This is a genomic window from Oceanispirochaeta sp. (genome assembly GCF_027859075.1).
In the GTDB taxonomy this organism is placed as follows: Bacteria; Spirochaetota; Spirochaetia; order DSM-2461; family DSM-2461; genus Oceanispirochaeta.
The window spans coordinates 1-18307 of record NZ_JAQIBL010000058.1 but is presented as its reverse complement, the minus strand read 5'-3'; the positions used below and the strand labels follow the sequence as shown (position 1 = coordinate 18307).

Sequence of the window (18307 nt, the reverse complement as noted above, 5' to 3'; positions counted from 1 at the left end):
AGATAGGTCAAAATGCCACTCTGCCGGATGACTGGAAGCACTTCGTTCTAAGGTCATCTGAAAGTATTGACTCCCCGGGCAAGGAATCTGTTATCCCCGAATTTGATGAGCCTGTTCTGGTTGTTGAAGAACCGTCTGTGATTGCCGTTGCTCCGACCGCAGTAGAGCCCCCTTTGACGCCGGAAAGAGAGGAAGTTAATACTCTTGAGATAGGTCAATTGGCCATCCTGCCGGATGACTGGAAGAACTTCGTTACAAGGTCATATGAAGAAAGTATTGACCCTCAGGGCAAAGAACCAGTTGTTCCGGAAGTGGAAGAACCGGTTCTTATTGCCGTTGTTCCGCCTGAAGAAGTGAAGCCCGAAGAGCCCAGGATTACTGCCGTTGTTCCCCCGGAAGAGGTCGAAAGACCGATCATTCTGGAGGCGCCGGTGAGTGTTGCCCCTGTGCTGCAGGAAGAACCAGTGATCATCGCTGCCGTTCCGCCGGAAGAAATAAAACAGGAAAATACAAGGATTATCGCGGTGGTTCCCCCGGAAGAGGCTGAGCAGCCTGTTGTTATCACCGTGGTTGAACCTGAAGTAATCCCGGGAAATGAACAGCTTGAAGAACCAGCGGTCTTTGCCGTTGTTCCACCGGAAAAGGTCGAAAGGCCTATCATTCAGGAGGAGCCGGAGAGTGTTGCCCCTGTGGCGCCGGAAGAACCAGTGATCGTCGCTGCCGTTCCGCAGGAAGAGGTCGAAGAGCAGGTTTTTATCGCCGTTGCTCCTCCTGAACCGGAAGAACCAGAAGTACTGGAAGAACCTGTGGTCATTGATGCCGCTCCGCCTGAACCGGAAGAGCCGGAAGAACCGGTAGTCCTTGCCGCCGCAGCGCCTGAAAAAAGTAAGATAGAAGAGCCGTCAGTCATTGCTGCTGCTCCGATTAAAGAACCTGTCCTTATTGCCGAGCCGGCCCGAGAAGCCGAAAAGCCTGTCGTTGCTGAGGCTGTGGAGCCTGTTCCGGAGCAGCCTGTTCTCCTCGAGGGGGGCCCTCAGATCCTTTTAACAAGTCCACTGCCTCAGGACTATTACCGCAGCTCCCTGCTTCTGGAAGGGGAGTGCCTCCCCGGTGAAGGCCTGGAAGACAAGGAAGGACGTATCCGTTCCCTGAGCTGGAAGATTCCCGCCATGGGGGATTGGAAAAACACGGTCTTCATGGAAGAAGACGGCAGCTTTCAGCTGGATCTGGTGACATCCGGATTGGAGGGACCTCAGGTCCTGATTCTGGAATCAGAAGACTTTGCCGGGCGTATCAGCAGCCAGACCATTGATCTCCAGGACGGCAACCAGCCTCCCCGGATTGTCACAGAGCGGGAGGAGAAGGAGAGATCCTACGGGGCCCAGTTGTCCCTCAAGGGTATTTTAGTGGACCCCTACCGGGGCATTACAGGTCTGGAGGGAATTCGTTCCCTCAGCTACAGGATGGTTCCTCAGGATCGGTCTACCGGAGATGAAGTCCTGACGGGACGGATTCCCCTGAATAATAATGAATTTTTCATTGCCATCAATATGGCCGACCGGAAGGGTGAGCAGATGCTGCAGCTGGAAGCCCTGGGAGAGAACGAATCCAGGGGTACCCTTGTGATCAGTCTCTTTCCGGGTACCGGGGATATTCCCAGTTTTGCACTAGCCCCCCAGGACGGCAGGCTCGTGTTCTCCTGGGAAGATATTCCCGGCGCCATTGAACAGAATATTTATCTGACCGATCAGGCCGGAGTGGAGCCGGAAGATCATCCGACGGTTCAGTTTAACAAGGTCAAGTCTCCCCTGGTGATTGACGGTACAGCTAACGGCAAGCGGTACAGAGCCAAACTGGAGATCCTGACCGAACAGGGCCGGTTCTGGTCTGAGGTTCAAGAAGCTATACCCCTGGCTCCGGGGACCCTGGGCCTGTCGGCTCAGGGCGGATTTGAGCAGGTCAGGCTCAGCTGGAAACCCATTCCCGGGGCAGACCGTTTCCGCCTCTGGAGACGGAGCGATACGGAAAAAGTGTTCTCTGTCCTCGTGGAAGAGGTCCCGGGTGAGGAATACATCGATGCCACCGCCACCTTCGGTACCAACTATACCTACCGGATAGAGCCCGCACTCGTTACGGGACCTCTCAGCTATGATGTTCCTGCGGCCAGTGTGGAATCTCCCTCGGATAAAATCACTCTCTCTTCCCATTACAGGCAGATCATCCCTGAAAAAATCGCTGTACAGGGCGACTATGCCTATGTGGCGGCCGGAGACGGCGGCTTTCACATCATGGACATTTCCATCCCCCAGAAACCCGAAAGCATCGGATTTCTGGATCAGGCCGGTGTCAGGGATGTGTATATTGGTGAAGAGTATGTCTACCTGGCCTCGGGGGATCAGGGATTCCAGATTGTGAACATTGAAGAGCCCACAAGGCCCTTCCTCATCTTGTCCCGGATCACCCCCAATGCCGTCTCAGTGGCAGGAAGGGATGATCTTGTCTTTGTGGCCGATTCAAATCTGGGCCTCCAGATCTTTGATGTGACCGACAGGCAGAGTCCCCAGAGGATGAGCAGTCTCAGGGATTTGAAGATCAGCCAGCTGGAATTGAAGGGCAATTTTCTGTATGCTGCCACAGGAGATGGGGGAATGTCCCTGCTGGATATCTCCAACCCCTACAGCCCCGAAATCATCAACACCTTCGACGACTATCCTGTCTATGACATTCTGGTGCAGGACGAGATGATCTATCTGGCCTGCGGGAACCAGGGAATGGTCATCATGGAACAGATCGGTACCGGGGAGTGGCAGGAGCTCAGTCATTATCCCAGCGGCGACGCCCGGATGATCCGTCTGTGGGAAGACTATGCCATGATCGCCGACGGCCGGGGAGGGCTGAAGGCTGTAGACATCAGTCAGCCCTCTGACCCCCGGTATTTCGGCTCCTATTCGGGCTCGGAGGTCAAGGCTCTCGCCATGGCCGACGATTACGCACTCCTGGCGGACATCAGCGGCCTGAAGGTTGTGAGAACCTATCTTTTCGGACAATCCTTTGTGCAGCAGAACTGGACAACCCCCGGCCGCGCCTATGGTGTGGTGGCCGACGGGAAGAGACTCTGGGTGGCCGACCGTCAGGGGGGAGTCTCTGTGTATCAGGCAGACAGTCCCGAGGGGATGAATAAAGCCTCACTCCTGAGAAACTTTGCCACTGATTTTGCAGAAGATTTCATGATCAAGGATGATATTCTGTATGTGGCCGACGGTCCGGGAGGAGTGAAACTCTTTCGCCTTTCCGATGCCTCAAAGAAGCCTATGCTTCAAGTTCCGGTGACCGGACGGGCCAGGCGGATTCTCCCCTATGGCTCACAAGTAGTGGTTATCTCCTCGGAGGAGGGGATCATCTTCATGGATGAAACCCGGGAAAGCCCTGCGGGGGCTCACTCCCTGTCCTACGAGTCCCGTTTTTATACCTCGGATCCCCGGGATGCCCTGTTTTATGGAAGTACTCTCTTTGTAGGAGATGCAGTAGATGGTCTTGTGGTGGCACAGAAGCTGAACGGACAGTTTTTTGAACTGGAACGTTTGAGTGAGTATCAGGGGATTAAGCAGCTTCTCATCAAAGAGAATATTCTCTATGTCCTGCATAACAAAGGGATTACCCTGTTGGATGTGAGGAATCCCGAGAGTCTCCGGCCTCTGGCGTTCATCCCCACAACAGAGGCGGAAGGCATGCAGCTGGAAGGTCAGCTTCTCTATCTGGCCGAAGGATTCAAGGGGATCTCGGTGTACCGGATCGATGAAGATTTTCAACCTCTGAAGGTGTCAGTCTGTGAGGATCTTTTCGCGGTGGATGCAGCCCCCCATGGCTCTTCTGTCTACGTCGCCGATATGGACGGCATTTCGGTTGTGAAGATCATCATCCCTGACTGGAAGTAGGCATCGGAGATGATCAATCAGACCTTTTTCATGTCCGGATCTTCGGCGGGATTGTGAGTCTTCATATACTCATGCTCCTCTGAGACATGATCGATATACTCCTGAAGGGTCCACTGTAGGGCCGTCTGGGTTACCATGGCAAAGACGATGTCCTGGGGATTTTCAGATACAGTCTTAATCGCTCTCATCACCGTCACGGCTCTCTCTTTCTGAGAAACCGCCATCAGTACGACTCGCTGGCCTTCTGTGAGAGCCTGTCCGCCTAAGGGTGTTCCTTCAAACAGAGCCGCAATGAGGTCCTCCATCTTGAGATTGCCCATGCTGTCGGTCATGGGAGAAAAAGCTGTATGGAATGCACCGCCTTCCTGTGACAGAAGAGCCAGAGCCTGGCTTGCCTGTTCTTTGGTGAATCCTCTGAATAAACACATTTCCTGCTGCATAAAAATATCCTGTTCCTTCTTAATCCTGTCTTTTTGCCCCTCAGACAGGGGATTACAACAAATGTACGATTTTTTTCCTCTCCTTTCAATAAAAGATTCATCCATGTTTGACCTGGCACCCCGGGGGCAGTATTTTAAATGAGTACCAGACAAGTGAAATGGTATGTGAAAATACGGAGGTATTTATGGCCGCACAGAACTTTACTATAAAGGCTCAGGAAGCGATTGCAGAATCTGCCCGCCTGGCGGAAAAATATAACCACAGCATCATCGATGAAGAGCACCTGCTCCTTTCATTGATGAATCAGAGCGATGGGGTGATACCCCCTCTGATGGACCGTTTGGGAATCCATAAGGAATCTCTTCAGGATGAGCTGGTGAAGATTCTCTCCTCCAAGCCCAGAGCCTATGGTGATAACTTCGAGGCTACCGCCTCTCCGGCCTTTCGTAAAATACTCATAAAAGCCGAACAGGAGGCTTCGGGACTTAAGGATGAGTTCGTCTCCACTGAGCACCTCCTGCTGGCCCTGGTGGGCTCTCAGGGCATCGGAAACAGCCTTCTCAAGGGTTACGGAGTCAATAAAGACGTTATTCTCAAGGCCCTTGTCTCGGTGAGAGGCTCTCAGAGAGTGACAAATGATAATCCGGAGAGCCAGTATCAGGTCCTGGACCGTTACTGCCGGGATCTGACAGCCCTGGCGAGAAAAGATAAGCTCGATCCCGTGATCGGACGGGATGAGGAGATCCGGCGGGTCATGCAGGTCCTGTCCAGAAGGACTAAAAACAATCCGGTTCTGATCGGTGAACCCGGAGTGGGCAAGACAGCCATCGCCGAAGGTCTGGCCCTGAGGATTGTGCGGGGGGATGTTCCCGATTCTCTGAAAGACAAGCAGATCCTGGCTCTGGATCTGGGGTCTCTCGTGGCGGGTGCCAAATTCAGGGGGGAGTTCGAAGAGCGTCTCAAGGCGGTGATTAAGGAAATCACCGATGCCGACGGCCGGATCATCCTCTTTATTGACGAGCTCCACTCCATCATGGGGGCGGGAGCCGCCGAGGGATCTACAGATGCCTCCAACCTGCTCAAACCGGCCCTGGCACGGGGCGAACTGCGGACTATAGGTGCCACCACCCTGGATGAATACCGCAAACACATCGAAAAGGATCCCGCCTTTGAACGCCGTTTTCAGCAGGTCTATACGGCCGAACCCAGTGTGGAAGACTCCATAACCATCCTCCGGGGCATCAAGGAACGCTACGAGGTGCATCACGGTGTCCGTATCCGTGACGAAGCCCTGATCTCCGCCGCAGTCCTTTCCGACCGCTATATCACATCCCGCTTCCTGCCGGACAAGGCCATCGACCTGATTGATGAAGCCGCCAGCCGTCTCAAGATGGAGATCGAGAGTCAGCCTGTCGAACTGGACCGGCTGGAACGGAAGATCCTTCAACTGGAAATTGAAAGACAGTCCCTTGCGGCTGAGCCGGATGAGGCCTCAAAGGAACGGCTGGCCGTCATTTCCAAGACCCTGGGGAACCTCCAGTCAGACCGGGACTCCCTCCACCTGCAATGGCAGAATGAAAAGAATGTCATCACAGGAATCCGGGACCTGAACTCCCGGATGGATGAGCTGAAACGGGAGGAAACTCAGTTTGAAAGAGATGGGAATTTAGCGGGAGCCGCCGAAATCAAGCATGGCACTCTACCTCAGGTCCAGATCGAACTGGCCGCCGCCTCCCTGGAGCTGCATCGGATTCAGGGAGAGAAGAGCCTGCTCCGTGAAGAGGTGAGGGAAGAGGACATTGCCCGGGTTGTCTCAGCCTGGACAGGAATACCCGTAGACAAGATGCTCTCCTCGGAGAAAGAAAAATACCTGATTCTGGAAGAGACCCTGACCAAACGGGTGATCGGTCAGGAACGAGCCGTCAAGACCGTCTCTGACGCCATAAGGCGGAACAAGAGCGGTCTGTCCGATCTGGGCCGGCCTCTGGGTTCCTTTATTTTCCTGGGACCCACAGGGGTTGGAAAAACCGAGTTGGCCAAGACCCTGGCAGACTTTCTGTTCAACGACGAAAAAGCCCTGACAAGAATAGATATGAGCGAATATATGGAAAAATTCTCTGTCTCCCGCCTGGTGGGAGCTCCTCCCGGGTATGTGGGATACGAAGAGGGCGGACAGCTCACAGAAGCCGTCCGGAGAAGACCCTATTCGGTTGTTCTTTTTGATGAGATTGAAAAGGCCCATCCCGATGTATTCAATATTCTCCTCCAGATTCTGGATGACGGAAGATTGACCGACAGTCAGGGACGAATCGTGAACTTCCGCAATACCATCATCATCATGACCAGCAATCTGGGCTCCAGCATCATTCTGGATAAAGGCAGCGGTGAAGAAACCGATGCCCTCCTGAAAGGCCTGTTGAAGAGCAGCTTCAAACCGGAATTCCTGAACAGGATTGATGATATCATCACCTTTAACAGCCTGAAGAAAGAGCACATCCGCGGGATTGTCAGTCTTCTTACATCCCAGCTGACCGAACGTCTGGCAGAGAAGAAGATGAAGTTTGATATTTCTGAAGAGGCTCTGGACTGGCTGGCGGAGCAGGGGTTCGACCCGGCTTATGGAGCCAGACCTCTGAGAAGAGCCGTGCAGAACCTCATACAGAATCCTCTTTCCATAGAACTTCTGAAGGGGAACTTTGAGGAAGGGGATACTGTTTATTGCCGGAAAGAGGGCGAGACTCTTGTGTTTAACTCAGCGCCTTAGGTAGGAGAGAGTCGTGGGGAGGACGATGTTGTTACCGAATTTGTCTTCCCCATAGCCGTGATGGGCCAGGGTCTCAAGGTCCTGGAGGACCCGTTTGTCTCCCTTGAAAGTGACCGTCGTGTCGCTGACAATATCAATTTTTCCCATAGCCAGATACAGGGCAATTCCCCTCTTGGAAAATTCTCCCAATGTCTCTTTATCCAGGGGCGTCAGGTCATCAAAAGAAAAATTATTGTCGTAGATCATGATCTTCTGTTTTTCCAGAAGGTCCAGAAAGACGATCCTGAGGATTTTCTTCATCAGGGGGGTGTCGTACTGGGCATTGATGTCCTGGGCGATGAGCTTATGACTCACCAGGCATTCGGACACACTCTTTCGTTTCACCTGGTTGATCTCTTCATTGGCTCTGAAGAGCTCCAGGGGCATGGATGCGTTGTACTCATTGCTCCCCAGCATCATGATCACATCGCTTCCGTAATGAACAACAATCTTGGCAATAAGGGTAGACGGTCTGACATGGAATCCTCTGTAGTTGGGAATGGGAACTTCGATCTCTCCCATTTCGGCATAATGCCTCAGGATTCCTTTACAGAGTTTTTGCGAGGCCAGAATATACCGTTCGGGGAAGGCGATAAAGTACTCCATCAGATGGATGAGCAGCTCTTTATCATGAACCGGAGCATCCAGAATCGTGTCTTCATGAAAATATAAACTATGCCTTTCGTAGTAGTGAGTCAGGTTTGTCGCGCATTCCAGGAGGTGGTAGACCACCGAAATATGGCCTCTCAGGACGGGTAGGCTGGGATCTTTCTGAGCCACATCCGAACCGGAGAGGTAGGTGTCATAGAGAGACTGGAGGTTATGAAATTTATTTTCCAGAAGCCGCAGTTTTTCTTCAGAAACCTCTTCCGGGATGGCTGAACTGTACTCATCATCATTTAATTTTTTATATATTTTCAGAAGGATACTTTCTTCTGCCAGATTCAGAAAGGAGGTGGCCAGATAGACAGCCGTTTTTCCGGGGTATTCCGAGGCTTTCCGTATTCTGTCTGCTAAAAGCCGTCCGTTGACATTATTTTCACCAAAGCGGTAGTTGTCCATTGGATTGATGTCTGAATTGATCTCCAGAGTTTGATTCAGTTTGCATATTTCCTGACAAGCCCTCTCCAGGATGTGGTAGACAGACCCGATCATATTGTCGGTAGCTTCCATGAAGTTTTCATCGAGCTGTACAAGGTTGTAGGAAGGGGCTGCGTTTTTTATATGAAGGAGGCTGTAGCCCACTTTGGAAAAGGCCTTGATCACCGCCGTGATTTTTCTCAGGGGACTCCAGAGAGTATTATGCTGTGCCCCATAGGCATCCAGCAGTTCTTCACAACGGGAAGACTCGAGATATAGCCGTCCAAGCATGGGACGGTTCACCTCATCGGGACTGACCCCTCCGAGACCTGAAGATATGGACAGTAGATCCCGCAGATCTTCTGCGATGGATGTTTTAAAGGCATCATTATCAATTATTTGCATATTTTCATTTTAAATCCTGTATTAATAATTAAATTAAATCACTAGATTCTGCAATGCTTTTCCCGGTGTTTGTTTATTTCTTGTTCGTTAACAGGCTGAGTCGGGTAAAAATGTAGTCCAGATCGTCCGATTTGAGGGTGTAATTCTGAATCCAGGGGTGTTCCTTCAAGGGAAAGGAGCTCTCATCGTAGAGAAACACCCGGCTTTGAGGGTTGGTTTTGTCAAACCAGGCGGTCAAAAAGATCTTGCCCCCTTTGATTTCGATGCCGGTAGCCCCGAATTTATGTATGACCGTTCCCGAATTAAACAGACAGGACAGGGAGAGGGGATCATAAATGCTACCCCTGCTTTTATAATCTTCATTTTCAAGCATTTTTTGAAGAATTCCGGCCGTGTTGTAAATAGCCTCCTTCAGCTCTTTTTTATCGGGGTCCTCCTGTTTCATATAATCCCTGATCATCTTGTCTATCCTGATCTTCAGATATTCCTCTTCCGAATGGCCTTCGAAAAGAGCCCTGTGGGTATGCCCTGCCAGGGCTATAATCCCCTTGCTTCGAGCGAAGTCAAAGATCCTCTGTTCCGCCTTGAGGGGCCTGTCACTGAGAAAGTCCCGCTTGATGTTGTTGATGTGGAGAGGATGGGCCAGGTAGCGCAGAAAAAACTTGTTCATCCTGTGCCGGAAGGGGGAGTTGTACAAGGAAGCCTGGTGACCGTGGAGGACCAGCATTTCATTCTCTTTGTACTCCAGAATCAGAGACGGCAGAATCCGGGAATTGACTTCCAGCTCCGCCTCGCTCCTCCCTTTTTTCCGAATCAGTGACAGACCGCTGTCATGGTTCCCCTGTATCTTATACAATCCGGGACCCTTTTTGAATTCCAGAAAAATTTCGTACAGAGACTCCCATGTTCGACTGACCTTTGGAAGCTTCAGGCGGTGAAGCTCTTCAATATCTCCATTCAAGATAAGTGAATAGCCTTGAGGTAGATACCACTCCTTCAGGACGGTCATGACAAGGCGGGCATTCTTTCTGAACTCATCACGGCTCCTGCCGATGCCTAGATGAAAATCGCTGAGAACAATGATTTTACTGTCACTATCGATCTTTATCCGCTCAGACCGGGTATAGGTCTTTTCGAGGTTTTCTAGTATGATTGAACCTATAAAAAGGTTCTCTGTCATGGTCCTTCCTCCCGGTGGAATCCTTTACTCTATCAAGTTTAGTTCATGGAGCTTCTAATTGGAATTTATACCCCGCTTTATACCAGAAAATAATGAATCGGAAAAAATATGGCTGCTGTTTTCTGAAAAGGAACGATATATGGCTGTCGATACCGAGGGCAGCCCCTTTCTGAAGGAGATTCCCGGCATAAAAGCAGATTTCTCTCTTTATCTGGGTCTCCTTGCGGGACAGGACTGCACTTGCCTCTCCTTCGAGGAACAGGTTCCCCTTCCCGCCGGTATGGAGTGGGTGAGCTTCAGGGACGGTTACCGTGCCCTGTATCCCCTGGATCAATATCCCGTCAGCCGGGGCAAACAGCTTCAGGAATGGAGACGGACTCACCGGTTCTGCGGTTCCTGCGGCACAGCGACTGAATTGTCAGAGACCGAGCATGTTCAGAAATGCCCTTCCTGCGGTGATCACTGGTATCCCAGGATGGCCCCTGCTGTCATCATCCGCATCACAAAGGGCGAAAAGATTCTGCTGGCCCATAATGCCAATTTCCCGGAAGGTCTCTATTCACATATTGCGGGATTTGTTGATCCTGGTGAAACTCTGGAACAGGCGATCCACCGTGAAGTTTTTGAAGAGGTCGGCCTGCGGGTTCAGAATATCAGCTATTTTGCATCCCAGTCCTGGCCCATGCCTCACTCTCTTATGCTGGCCTTTACAGCTGAAGCTCTGGATGAGTCCGAACCTGTGCCTGATGGTCAGGAAATCCTGGACGCCCGCTGGTTCAGCCCGGATGCTCTGCCTGAGATTCCCGGGCCAGGAAGCATTGCCGGCAGGATGCTCGTGGATTTTCTCTCAGAAGCGGAATCCCGCCCGGATCATGGGTGACAGGATGTGGATGTTCTTCGTATTGATGGCCAGATAACGGTAGGCCAGACCAGCCTGGAAGCGGAAACGCTTGACCCCGGGAAGGATCACAGCCGCCTCCAGTGAATACAGGGGACCCGCCGTATCTTCCCTCTCTTCGGGATAGGCAAAGAGGGTCTCCCCGTTCTGTGCCCTCCCGACGCCTATGCCTCCCCTGATGCTGTAATTCAGAGTTCTTTGCAGATCGGTTTTGTAAAAGAGATAGAAGTAGGAGAGAACCAGCCCCATCTGGACGCCGGGCTTCATGTTCCAGCTTGTGAGGGTGCTGATTTCCAGATTCCCTCCAAAACCCATATTTCTGATGACAGCTTTGCGGCTGCCGAAGTCCAGTTCGAAACCGGCCCCCAGGCCGGCAAAGCTGACATTGGGACCGGGGAGCTGTATATGGGCCGGTCCCCAGCTGTAGGTCACATCGGGATAGCTCCATCCGGGAAAATGAAAGCTGACTGGATAGTATATAAACAATTCAAACCCTGTCCGGCTGTATTCAGCCTGCATCTGTCTGTAAGCTTCCAGCTCAGGATCTTCAGTCTCCTGGGCCATAAGAAGCTGGGTTAGAAAAAAGAGTATCACGATGGAAAAGATTTTTTTATGCTTCAAAACCGGAACCCTCCTGCCAGCCAGGAGTGGAGTGTGTTAAAATACCCGCCTGTATACCGGATGTATCTGAAATCCATGCCGCCTTCCATTAAAAAACCAGATTTCCACAGCCTTTGCAGGCTCAGACCGCTGCCTGCTGCATAACCTGCATCTCCCTGAACCAGGGGGCCGAAAATTCCTTCTTCCGTGACCCAGAGGGTCGTCCCACCCAGGCCTAGCTTGGGGATGAGAGACCATCCTCTGGCCAATCTTATGCGGTAATACACAGAAAATCCCGTATAGAGCTGATTATAAACAAAGGGAGCATTCCGATACTTCAGCTGTGAGGTATCCAGGGCCAGTTCCACCCCCAGGGAGCGCAGGCCCGGAGAATTCCAGAATCGGGCATTGACCAGATCCTGCCGGGCCTTGAGTGTTATCCCGGGGAAAAAGGGATCTGATTTTCCATGGCTCTGGTCTATCATTCCCGTAAAAGTGATCCCACCCAGGACTTCGGCCGTTTCGGCCGGGGGGGTCTGGCGGACCTCCTCCATCTGGGGAGCCTCTTCCATAAAAAATGAGTTCTTCCTCAGGTCTGATTCTCCCGAGGGGTTGATCAATTCCAGAGAATAACGGCCGGGGGGACGGTCAGCTGTTATGATAGACATCACAAGGAGTTCTGATGATTCCCTGACCAGTTCATAGGGGGTGAATTCCTGTCCCTGTCTCGTGATCGTGACCTCGATTCCCTCGTCAAAGTTTTCTCCTCTGACTTCAATGCCTGTATAGACCTGCTGCTGCTGTATATTTCGAAGGCTTACATCCTTGATGACAGGTTTTACGATGGGCAGCAGGGTCAGGGGGAAGGCCTCTGCCCGATCTTCCAGCCCTGAGGGATCAAGGGCCAATATCAGGTAGTCTCCAGGCTCCAGCTCATTCATGGGGAATGAGATCTCCAGGGACTCTTCTCCCAGGATTCTGGTTGACCCTTCAATTTTCTTACCGTCACTGGATTTGAGGAAGAACCGGGTGCTTTGTCTGACCTGATAGACCTCTGCTGTCAGCACCAGACGTCCCGATGTCCTTAAAAAATCCCGCTGCGGGCTGAACTTCCGGATAACAGGCTGAAAGGCTTCCAAAATGATCAGGGGCTTCCAGTCTGTGGCGCTCTCTACTTTTTTAAATTTGTTGAGGATTCTGATGCTGAACTCATACTCTCCCGGTGGGAGTGAGAACTTGAGTTGGGACTCCTGGATCTGTGTGCTGATAATCTCCTGGTCACCCTCCCGGATGACTACTTCATAGCCCCAGGCGCCTTCGATGGTCTCCCATGTCAAATTCTGTTCCACCAGATCGCTTTCAGAGTCCTGAGCCTGAAGATTCACAGAGACACAGATGAGAATCAGGAGGAGGGTTTTTCTATAATCAATGCGCATATTGCAGCTCCGGTGAAAGAATATCCGGAATCTTTATTATCTCCGGAAGAGTGAGCTCCATGGGAACAGACAGGACAGGACTTTCCTGAAGAATTTGACCGTCCTTCTCCCTGATTGCCTGAACTTCGAAGCGGAAGTCCCCGACATTCAGGTCTTCCAGCTTGTTGAAAGTATACTGTGTTTTCACCCATTTTTCTTCCTTGAATACCGGGTTCAAACCGTTCCGGGGATACAGGGCAATACGATAATAGCTGACCCTGGGTACCGAGGCCCAGCTGAAATCAAGCTGATTCCGGGATACCATATCCAGGATCTGTCCAGCCTGGGGTGTGAATACCTGCATCACCGGCAGGTCTGGAATGGGTGTGACCGTAAAGGATTGGATATCTGAGTCGGGAGATCTGTTCCCTAACTCGTCTTCTCCCTGAATCTGAATATAGTAGGTCCCTTCATCCAGTTCGGGGATGCTGCGGGATTGAGCGGTCAGCTCCTCATCCAGAAGGAGGGACTGGAAATTCGGGTCTCTGGAGAGGCGTATCTTCTGTTTTGCCAGAAGAGGTGTCTGAATCCAGCGGAAACTGGGTTTCTGATCTATCAGTGTTATCCGGGAGATCTGCTGTCCCTGGGCAGGGTAGGTCAGCCGGGGGGCTCCATATTCCTGAACCCTGTCCAGGTTGAAGGAACCGATAGAGATGCGGCTGCTGTTGATAATGCCTGCCTCCAGGGGATGATGTGCCTGAAGCTGCAGGGAGTATCCTCCGGGTCTCAAATTCCCTTTATCCAGGATCTTCCAGACCCTGTCTTCCGAGGGTTCCCGCCGCACTGAGGGGTAGGACGAATTCCGGGGAATCAAAGAGGCCGTGTAGTAGGAGGCACCGGGAGTGGGCTGCCATCGGATCTCCAGAGGGTTCGCACCCAGAAGAGACAATCCCTCTCCCTCGACAGGGCTGAGGATCTCCGGAGGCTGGAGGCGTTTCACCATCCTGAAAGAGACCTGGTCGCTCAAGAGAACCAGCTCTTCATTATCATCCAAAACAGAAACCTGCCAGTTGTACTCACCCTCTCCGGGGAGGACCAGATTGAGGGAGGTCGTTTTTGAAATTTGTGTGATCAGAGGCAGGGCTCCGGCTCCGTTTCTGAATATTTCTACCTTGAAAGGGCCATCCAGGGTGCTGTCCCAGGAAAAGGGAATGTTGTCAAAGCTGTCGACAATGCTCAGGCTGTCCGCCGCTGGTTTCAAAGGGGTCACCGAGAGAATGGAGTCCATCACAGAAAAGCCTCTGATTTCCGAGGGGAGGACAGGTTTGTTCTCCCGATCCAGCCCCTCCACCTGCCAGTAATAATTTCCTGTGGGGGGGAGTTTTTCCATGAGATAGGAATTCCGGCTCAGCCACTGATCCGCCAGGGGTGCATTCATGGCGGAGTTGGCGGAGACGAGGATATGGTATGTGCCTATTTCCCTGTCCGGTTTCCAGCTGAACCGGAGCCCCCCTTTTGTTTTGAGAGGATTAATCTTCTCTTCTACTCCAGGTAGAATCAACTGAGGAGGTTCAAGAGAGTCATTTTTGCTGATAAAGAAGCGCCTGACCTCGGGAGAGGAGTAGGCAATCAGGTCTGCTGCCGTATATTCGGGGATGATCCTCCAGTAGTAGGTCCCTTCGCTCAGTTCATTGATGGTCTGGAAATTATTGGGACCATTGATATTTGTCACAATCCCTGAAAATTCCTGGTTTGTGGACACTTGAAGACGGGAACTGTTGGCCAGGGATGAGGCTTCCCATGAAAAAGCCAATTCAGGGGGATTCTTTCTGTACTCAAAGCTTTCTTCCGGGGCGGGTACCTGCTGGGAAGGAGCATTATCCCGGATGATCACCACCCTGTGGGGCGAGCTGTGATAGGCGGCGCCATCGGTAAATTTGCCGCTGATTCTCCAGTAATAGGTTCCGGGAAGGGTGTTCATTTCATAGGAGGTTTCGTTGCGGCCGAGTTCAAAGTTGCTGAAACGGATAAAGTCTTTGTACTCTCCGATTTCCAGGCGGGGATTGTTCAGCGGGAGGATCTGCTCCCAGGTAAACTCCATGGGGATCGCGGCAGAGGTTGTGACGATGAGGCGGTTGTTCTTCGGGGATATCAGCTTGACTGCCTCCTGTTCCACCTTGACTCCCCCGCTGAGGCTGGCCCGGAAGTTCTCTTCAATGTTTGTCGTTTTGCCATCGATGGTGACGCCGATGCTTCCGGCACCGACTGAGAGATTAATGCCTTCACCTTCTTGTTTGTCCAGGGTGACACTGGCTCTGTTCAGGGCTATGACCGTGTCTTCCGACTTGATCTGGAGATTTGAATCGCTGCCGCTTCCTGCCGCCGAGATGTTCCCACCCAGAAACTCAATGCTCCGGGCTTCTTCCCCCCATTCCAGGACAATGTAGGTATTGGCGGCCATGGTGATCTCTGTTCCATCGATCAGCCTGATCCGGGCCTGGGATTCATCGATGGTCCGGAGGCTGTCGTAATTGTAGACGGGAGTGCTGGTTTCCATTTCCCCCCAGAGAGCCCTTCCGGCAAATTTCCTCTGGGCTCCGTTTTCGATGGAGATGATCTCACCGATGACTTCGCCGCCCTCATTGCTTATCTGGCTGTTGAGATCTTTATAGAATTCACTCCCTGCCCAGACAAAAATTGAGCCCAGGAGAAGGGTCAGGAGTAGGTCTTTAATCCATGATCTCATATTTGACTTCTTCTTTCTCCATGTTCACATCTGCAATGTTGTCAAAGTTCCCTGTAATACCCACTTTTTCTCTTAGTTCTTTCATGGATTTGGGGCGATCGGGATCATCCATTCTGCCCAGGACTGCATAAATCTGCTGGGGTTCTGACTTTCCCTTGACCATGATCTTATTCATGGGAACCAGGTCAAAAACGCCCTCCACCTGGTCCGCTGTTCCCTGTGAGATCAGCACATCAGATCCCATGGGTTTATTCAGGGCTTCAATACGGGAGGCCAGATTGACCGCGTCTCCGATGACCGTATATTCCATCCTGTCGTTGGAACCGATCTGGCCTGCCAGGACATCCCCGCTGTTCAGACCGCAGCCGATTTTGATGATCGGCTTCCTGTCTCCTCCCCGGTCCTGGTTGAATTTCCGGAGTGCCCTTCTCATCAGCAGGGCTCCGTTGACGGCATTCTCAGCATCATTTCCATGAGAAATGGGGGTTCCCCAGATGGCCATGATGGCATCTCCTATGTATTTGTCTACAGATCCGTCGGTCTGGTTTACACAGTCCACCATCAGGGTCATATATTCATTCAGAAAGGATACGACTTCACCAGGAGTCAGATTCTCCGAAATGGCCGTGAAGGACCGGATGTCGGAGAAAAAGATGGTAGCCGGTTTGATTTCTCCCCCCAGCTGGATTTCCCCTTTTTCTGCCATCTCTGCCATTTCCTTGTTTACAAAACGGCCAAAGGCATCTTTGATCCTCTCTTTTTCTTCCAGTCCTTTGCCCATGTTGACAAAGGCCCGGGTAAGGACCCCGATTTCATCCTGGCTCTTCGGTTTCAGGTCCAGAGTATATTGACCCTCTTCGATGGCCCTGGTGGCGCTTACCAGCTTTCTGATGGGTCCAGACAGGGATTTGGAGTAGTAGTAGATGATCAGAACGGCCAGAGCCACAAACATGATCATCAGCAGAATATTGCGGCGCTGAATCCTGAAGATGGCTTCAAAGGCCAGCTTTTCGGGTACCGTTGTGATGATGCCCAGCCGGCCGAAGGATACTTTCTTATAGGAGCCGAAATAGGTCTCCCCGTCCTGTTCATACCGGATCTGTCCGGTGTTGACGGCTGATGAAAAAAGCTCCTTCACTATGGTGATGTCTCCCAGGTTGACCCCCGATATCAGGATGGTCTTGTCCGGGTGGGCAATCAGGTTTCCCGCCGAGTCGACAATGAAGGTGCTCGTAATCCCCCGGGACTGAACTGCCTTTTGCAGAGTACTCCTGATGTCTGTCAGGATAAAGAGGGTCTTGATCCCCTGCTCCTGCTTGTAGGGAACGGTGACACCCAGAAGGGGAATGCCAAAATAGGTGGAAACATTAAAAACGGAAGGCGTTCCGCCCTTGGCCAGGCGGATCTGCTCAGGGTGGTCATTGATCACGCCTTGAATAAAGGATTCCGACACATCCAGTTCGGCCAGAAGATTCTCATTGTAAAAGAGCCGGTCTTCCTCGGGAATCCCCGCAAAGAGGATGTTCCTTTCGCTTCTGAAGTAGTAATTTTTATAATTCACTTCTTTCGGGGTCTCTTCATTTCCGGCTCCCAGCAGGAGGAGGGAGGCGCTGTTCCCTACAGCGAGAAGGCTGTCTTCCACCTGACTGGCTATGGTCTCGGATATCTTGAGGTTGCTCTCTTCCACCCTGACCTGACTGTCCTGAAGAAAAAAGAAGGTAGCTAGAACGATCATTCCCGTCAAAGCCAGGACGATGATCAGGGATGTGATGATAATCATCTTGATCCCGATGGGATACTTGATGGTTGTTCCCGGTTCTGCCTTGCCTCTTTTATCCGACCCCCGCATGTTTTCTTCCGGCAGCTCGTCAAGATCTTCGGAACCGGGAGACTCTTCTGAAACTTTTAAATAATGGAATTCCGATTCTTTTGCATCTTCGGGATGAAAGAGAAGGGTCTGTTCTTCCAGCTCCAGTGTTTCTTCTGGATTATAGTCCAGTCTTTTCTCCGGCGGTTCTGCCGGGGCAACCAGTTTTATCTTCTGATCCGGACCGGACAATGTGGTCAGCAGCCTGACGGGCATTCTTTTCTGATCCCAGTATTTTTCCGGCTCTTCCCTGGATTTGATGATGAAGTAGTAGGGGAGGGATGGCGGGTCTGCCTCATCCTCCAGGGGCAGTTCCAAAGGACCGTGGAATTGAAGGGTACCTGATTGTTTCCACTCTCTCAGGGATTCTACCAGAACGAGAGGGTCCTGCCAGAGGACCAGGTCGATATAGGCGATGGAGAGGTATTCGCCTCTTCCTGCCTGTTGAAATACAGGATCGGGGATTGTGATGTCCCATTCTCCTCCTGCTGTTTTCTCCATGGTGAGGGACCGGAGGGGATATCTTCCCGGGAGGGTCACCCCTTCCTGACTGAAACGGCGGATAATCCATTTCAGGGCTTCCTCATTGATGCGTTCTACGGCGGGATAGATCATTTTTCGTGAGGGAGTCACAAAACTGCCGTAATCTTCTGCCAGACTGATGCTGTCATAGACCTGGCGGATCTGTTTCATAAGGGTCAACAGGAGGGATTTGTCTCTCCCGGTAAGGGATTTTTTAGTGGAGGCCTTCTGGGTGACAAACTGACCTCCCAGAAAACTTAAACGGCTCAAAGTTATCAAATTCAGGAAACCTGACAGGTAGTAGAGTTTTGAAAAGGCCTGAATGAGGCCGCTTCCGGTGGAGTCCATTCTTTTCATTGAATGACGTATGAGAGATTCAGGGTCGGAGAGGAGAATCTCCAGACTCTTCAGGTTC

General features: G+C 51.8%; 9 protein-coding genes and 1 pseudogene. 3 read left to right on the top strand and 7 right to left on the bottom strand.

Features of this window, described 5'->3' with window-relative positions; all coding sequences use genetic code 11:
- A pseudogene (locus tag PF479_RS03270) lies at window positions 1-3935 on the top strand (hypothetical protein); the annotation flags it as partial.
- 17 nt (window positions 3936-3952) lie between these two features.
- On the opposite strand, the gene PF479_RS03265 reads toward PF479_RS03270, so the two are convergent.
- Entirely contained in the window at window positions 3953-4375 is a 423-nt protein-coding gene (locus tag PF479_RS03265) for a DUF3783 domain-containing protein (RefSeq protein ID WP_298002189.1), read from the bottom strand.
- Window positions 4376-4560: 185 nt separating this feature from the next.
- On the opposite strand from PF479_RS03265, the gene clpB reads away from it, so the two are divergent.
- Window positions 4561-7140, top strand: coding sequence for an ATP-dependent chaperone ClpB (gene clpB, locus PF479_RS03260; protein WP_298002187.1), 2580 nt, complete (start codon window positions 4561-4563; stop codon window positions 7138-7140).
- Here clpB and PF479_RS03255 read toward each other — a convergent pair.
- Both PF479_RS03255 and PF479_RS03250 read right to left on the bottom strand, forming a co-directional pair.
- Window positions 7129-8664 (bottom strand): hypothetical protein, encoded by a 1536-nt coding sequence (locus tag PF479_RS03255; RefSeq protein ID WP_298002185.1) that lies wholly within the window; start codon window positions 8662-8664, stop codon window positions 7129-7131. The two genes, clpB and PF479_RS03255, sit on opposite strands and share 12 nt — an antisense overlap.
- Before the next feature lie 73 nt (window positions 8665-8737).
- Complete coding sequence (locus PF479_RS03250) at window positions 8738-9844, bottom strand: metallophosphoesterase family protein (protein ID WP_298002183.1); 1107 nt, start codon at window positions 9842-9844, stop codon at window positions 8738-8740.
- Between the two features lie 58 nt (window positions 9845-9902).
- On the opposite strand from PF479_RS03250, the gene nudC reads away from it, so the two are divergent.
- Window positions 9903-10724: an NAD(+) diphosphatase gene (gene nudC, locus PF479_RS03245; protein ID WP_298002181.1), complete on the top strand. Its 822-nt coding sequence runs from the start codon at window positions 9903-9905 to the stop codon at window positions 10722-10724.
- On the opposite strand, the gene PF479_RS03240 is transcribed toward nudC, so the two are convergent.
- From PF479_RS03240 to PF479_RS03225, 4 genes are all read right to left on the bottom strand, one after another.
- Complete coding sequence (locus PF479_RS03240) at window positions 10692-11363, bottom strand: hypothetical protein (RefSeq protein ID WP_298002179.1); 672 nt, start codon at window positions 11361-11363, stop codon at window positions 10692-10694. The genes nudC and PF479_RS03240 overlap by 33 nt on opposite strands.
- The gene (locus tag PF479_RS03235) at window positions 11360-12778 is read right to left on the bottom strand and encodes a hypothetical protein (RefSeq protein WP_298002177.1); all 1419 of its coding nucleotides are present in this window, start codon (window positions 12776-12778) and stop codon (window positions 11360-11362) included. Before PF479_RS03235 ends, PF479_RS03240 begins: the two co-directional genes overlap by 4 nt.
- Window positions 12768-15503 (bottom strand): FecR domain-containing protein, encoded by a 2736-nt coding sequence (locus tag PF479_RS03230; RefSeq protein ID WP_298002175.1) that lies wholly within the window; start codon window positions 15501-15503, stop codon window positions 12768-12770. The genes PF479_RS03235 and PF479_RS03230 overlap by 11 nt, the downstream gene beginning before the upstream one ends.
- The coding region (locus PF479_RS03225; RefSeq protein ID WP_298002173.1) for an adenylate/guanylate cyclase domain-containing protein at window positions 15487-18307 on the bottom strand (2821 nt) is incomplete at its 5' end. The genes PF479_RS03225 and PF479_RS03230, both read right to left, overlap by 17 nt.